This window comes from Halolactibacillus sp. JCM 19043 (assembly GCF_001310395.1).
In the GTDB taxonomy this organism is placed as follows: Bacteria; Bacillota; Bacilli; order Bacillales; family Amphibacillaceae; genus Halolactibacillus; species Halolactibacillus miurensis.
The window spans coordinates 1-1,786 of record NZ_BAXD01000071.1; the positions used below are offsets into that span (position 1 = coordinate 1).

At 39.0% G+C, this 1,786-nt stretch carries 2 protein-coding genes; both read right to left on the reverse strand.

Annotation, left to right across the window (positions count from 1 at the left end; translation table 11 throughout):
- On the reverse strand, window positions 1-342 hold a 342-nt coding region (locus JCM19043_RS15610; protein ID WP_197274845.1), incomplete at its 3' end, for an ATP-binding protein.
- Window positions 343-345: 3 nt separating this feature from the next.
- Window positions 346-1,786: IS21 family transposase (gene istA, locus JCM19043_RS15615; RefSeq protein WP_062323979.1), on the reverse strand; the 1,441-nt coding region annotated here is incomplete at its 5' end.

Below are 1,786 nucleotides of genomic sequence, written 5' to 3' on the forward strand. Positions count from 1 at the left end.
ATTCAGGGCAATGAGGGTAGATAAATAAGTTTTACCTGTCCCAACACCTCCATAGAGAATGAGATTCTCTTGTCTCTTAATGAAATCACCCTGAATAATTGAGTCACGATCGATTCCGTGCGGAATCTGAATGTGCTCCCACTGAAAAGGCTGATGGCCAGTTTTAGGCAGTTGCGCTTGCTTCAACAGTAAGTTGATTTTACGCTCTTCACGATGCTCTATTTCCTTTTCAAATAACTTAATTAAGTAATCTTCATTTGACTCGGCTGTCACTTCATGGTGATGTTCCCGAATCCAACTGAGTTTTAAACGTTTCGCGTAGTCTATAATCTGATTATTCATGCTCTACACCTTCTTTCGCATAGAGGCATCGTAATGATCAAGGCCTCTTGTGATATCAGGCATATCAGGTAAAGACATTTGAGGCGTGTATGTTGAATAATCTTCTTGATTATTAACGAGTGAATAGAATCGATGTTTAATTTGGTCAACACTTGGATGTCCTTGTGCTGATACATCATTGAGTGCCTGATTCAGTAGAGTGAAGTCATTATTTTTAAGTAGCGTACCTAATAGTCTTAAAGCTTCTTTTTGTTCATCTTCTGTACAAGCTTTCAAGTATTGTGTCCATTCTTCTGGAAAATGTTCATAGATACTGGTGTATTTTATCGCTCGTGGACGGCGAGATAATAAATCAAGATAGGGTTGCCAGACCATTGATTGTCGTCTAACACCATAGAGTCTTGAATGATGAACCACAGCTTCATGTTGCTCATTTAAAACAATGACTGAATTATATGTGATCGCAACGGTTAACTTATCCCCGGCAAATCGAGGTGAACTGGAGTATTGCTTTTTATCCACAGTAATAAAACCATATTTATCAGCTTTAACTACTTCATAACGTACACAATCAAAAGCTTTCTCCGGTAGGAGAAGCCATTGTGCGCAATCCTCTTGATAAAGCGCATCTATTGCCACATCTTTTTTGTAATGAGAACGATCGCGATCATCCTCAGCTTTTTGCCATAACGTTTCATTAAATTGATCTAAATCTTCAATATGACATTCCGGCAATAAGAAATTATTTCTTACGTACTTCACCATCGCTTCGACATGACCTTTTTCGTTCCCCTTACCTGGATTGCAAAACTCATAATGAAAGCCATAATGCCCCACAAAACGTTCAAACACATCCGTGAGCTTTCGCTCTCCTTTGCCTAATATCTTTTTAACTGCGGGTCTAAAGTTATCAAATCGAATGGTTCTCGGAACCCCACCCATATGATGAAACATACGTTGTAACCCTTCGAGCAAACACTCCGCATTTTCCGAAGGAAAAACTTGAAAATAAAAAGTATTACTGAAAGGAAATGACATCACCAAATAGGGTAACTCCATCGATTCTGATTGATAAACGAACGGAGCCGTTCCAAAATCCACTTGTGCTGTTCCAGGGATAGATTCCAAAGGTAAAGCTGCTTGATCAATCATTGTTTTTAATTCTTTTTTTCGTTTAGAAACATACTGGCGAACACTTCTCTCAGATCCTTTAAAATCGTGCTCTTCCACAAGCTGTTGAAATAAACGTTTCGCCGTGCGGCGATATTTCCGTTTCTTTTTAGAATCCTCATTCAACCACTCATCAAGAATCGGTTTTACTGGATCCATGACGGGTGCCTTTCGGCACTGGGGTTTTTTAACTTCAAAGTCTTCTTGATTGGCATATTTTTTTACTGTACGAGCATCAATACCTGTCTTGCGACTAACACTCGCATAACTTTCT